The 2,714-nt window shown below is 35.6% G+C and carries 4 protein-coding genes; all 4 read right to left on the bottom strand.

Annotation, left to right across the window (positions count from 1 at the left end; genetic code table 11):
- A partial coding sequence (locus EA412_01125; protein ID TVR83062.1) for a DUF354 domain-containing protein occupies nt 1-899 on the bottom strand: 899 nt, incomplete at its 3' end.
- Nucleotides 900-908: 9 nt separating this feature from the next.
- Complete coding sequence (locus EA412_01120) at nt 909-1,397, bottom strand: acyltransferase (GenBank protein ID TVR83061.1); 489 nt, start codon at nt 1,395-1,397, stop codon at nt 909-911.
- A gap of 3 nt (nt 1,398-1,400) precedes the next feature.
- Nucleotides 1,401-2,405 (bottom strand): peptidoglycan bridge formation glycyltransferase FemA/FemB family protein, encoded by a 1,005-nt coding sequence (locus EA412_01115; GenBank protein ID TVR83060.1) that lies wholly within the window; start codon nt 2,403-2,405, stop codon nt 1,401-1,403.
- A 19-nt stretch (nt 2,406-2,424) separates the two neighbouring features.
- Nucleotides 2,425-2,714 (bottom strand): hypothetical protein (locus tag EA412_01110; protein ID TVR83059.1); only part of this gene is annotated, 290 nt, incomplete at its 5' end.

Genomic DNA, 2,714 nt, shown 5'->3' with positions numbered 1-2,714 from the left:
GGCTCATTTGTTTTTATGCCAACACTCAATTGATACTTTTTCTCTAACTCATCTAAAACGCTGATTTTTCCAACAAAATCGTTAAATCTAATTGAAGGAGTGCCTAGCATTGCTGCTTCAACTGCCATGCTCTGACTATCTCCTATATAAATATCTGCGTAATACAAAAGATGGTGAATATCTTTTGCCTGAATTGGCAGTTCATATTTTTGATAATTCATACCCAAGGGTTTTTCAGATGTGATAAAAACCCTGCCTTTTTTCTCAAGCTTATTTATGATACTGTCCAGTACATTACCTGATAAACCTTTGATATTCACATCATGATATGCATTCAGGTTTACTAACCTGATAAGATAAAAAGGTTTCGTTATTCCATTTGATTCTAACACTGCATCAGAAGCCGTAAAAACATTGGGATGGAGGTAAGAAAGCTTTTGATAACCAGCATAGGAGACTTTCTTATACTTAAAAACACCTACTTTGGTGGGCTCAGGAGCGAGTATATGCGAAACAAAAGGGTAGGTTACAGCACATTGCAAGAAGGTATAGGAAATATCATCTTCCCCGGTGAAGATATATGGAATACCTGTTATTGCAGAAATATAAGATGGTTGCGTTAAGCTCCCAATCATTAGCGTGGGTTTAAAACTCTTTACAATTTTATATAATGAGAATGTTGATTTGAAAATTTTTATGGCTTTATATAAGATGGTTTCGCGATTTTTTCTTGGTGCTATAATCGTATAAGAGAAACCATGCTCATGCAGAAGCTTCTTAAGTATGTCCTTATCTGTAATTAGTATTTTTGTGACGGCTCCTTTTTCAGCTAATTTTTTAATAACATTTTTAAACAGATGAAAGTGAGCAGGATGCCCTAAGGCAAAAATGATTCTCATAGTTGGGAATTATACTTGAGTTTTGGTTTGTAAGGTTTTTATGACTTTTGCAGGTACGCCTGCCACAACAGTATAAGGGGAAACATTTTTTGTTACAACGGAACCTGTTGCTACTACAGCCATCTCTCCAACAGTAACATTTGGCATTACAAAAACACCTGCACCAAGCCAACAGTCATTTTTGAGTTCAATCTTTCCCTCAACAGGTGGAATTATCTCATTTAAGCGCGACCAGTTTGCATCACTTGCAAGTATCAAAGTAACCCTGGGAGCAATTGCAACTCTGTCGCCGATAATCAGTTCACAGTTTGATTTGCTGTTAAACATAGTAAGCATCAAGCCACTTCCAACATATACATGCTTGCCCACCTTAAAACCCAGGAGTTTGAGGCCCCATACCCTAACGCTGTTCAGAGGGAAATTTGAGACAATCATACGCGCAAACCTGAATTTAAGGGAGGTGAATATATTGTTCTTCTTTTTCTTACCGTATGCCATGCTTTATCCCTTTTTCTTTAAAATTTTCATTGCCATAACACCAAGTTTATAGAGTGGTTTATTGGTAATTTTCAAAAATCTTCCTTCTTCAACTACACCACCCCCAAATTCTTTTTTATACTTGCGTACCCCATAATCCTTATTGGCAAGTCCGGCGCCCATAAAATCAAGATACTTAAGATTGTTGTTTATTCCATATTCCATTGCAGCGAGAACTGCAAGATGGGTTGGATAAGTTTTGGGTTTATAATCACGAAGCCCGCAATAGTAGTAAGTATAAATTGCCTGATTGTCCAACACCAGGCAGAACGAGCCCCCTACTGTTTTTTCATTATCTTTCACAGCAAAAACTTTTAGTAATCCTGTTTTCCAGAGATCTTCAAAGTATTTTAATGGAGGTAAAGGTAACCCGACCTCTTTTGTATAAAGGTTTTGTAAAATATCATAAATCCCAACAATATCCTCCATGGAAGCTACACTTCCATAAGTTAAGCCAGCTTTAATACTCAATTTAACTTCTCTTCTTCTGTTATACTTAAAGCTGCCTAAAACTTCTGATGGACTTGAAAATGCAAGAGGAACCTTAATATTAAGATAAGGCTGGTACAGCCATTCTTTTCCATCATATATGCTTCTATAAGCACTATAATTATGATAATTTCTTACCTCAATGTATATTACCTTCTTTTTAAGCCCTGCTTCCATGATTTTTAAAAGCTCCCCAAAAGCTTCTTCTGAACAATTATCTGATAATATGGGTCCCCCATAAACAATTGCTCTTCTGGAAAAATAAGATTTAAGGCCCTTTTCTTTTTGAATGGTTACAAGGCAAACGGCCTCATATTCTCCAATGCTGTTTTCTATTGCAAAAACATTACATAAGAGATGCTTAAACTGATTGCAAAAATTATAAAATTCTGGAGTTTGGAAAGGGTTGGCATATGAACTTTTTAAAAGAAGAGCCTCCCACTTGCTAAAATCTATTTGATGTGTAACTATTGCTTCCAAAATTTATAATGTGGAGAATTTAAGCCTGTTTTTCGTAATAAAAACCCGCCAATGTATTGAATATAGCATTGTAACTGATGCAGGTTTTGATTATATCAATATAGGCATCTCTGTAACCCGGGTAGTCCTTTGGGTTATAATTATTGCTATGCCAGTTTATAACCAGGATGGCATTATTCTTTATGGTTTCTTCAATTAAGTTGATTAGAGCCCTTTTTCTTTCTTTTAAGCCTATATAGCAAGAGTCCATAATAGCCATAGGATAGACAATAAAGTTATCGTTAAAAGGAGCAAAAGGCTTTACTTTAT

The sequence above is a fragment of the Chitinophagaceae bacterium genome, from assembly GCA_007695095.1.
Lineage (GTDB): Bacteria > Bacteroidota > Bacteroidia > Chitinophagales > REEL01 > REEL01.
This window is presented reverse-complemented; position numbering and strand designations above follow the sequence as displayed.

Coding starts and splice junctions, on each gene's coding strand:
- EA412_01120 (TVR83061.1), bottom strand. CDS start 1,397: ATGGCATACGGTAAGAAAAAGAAGAACAATATATTCACCTCCCTTAAA.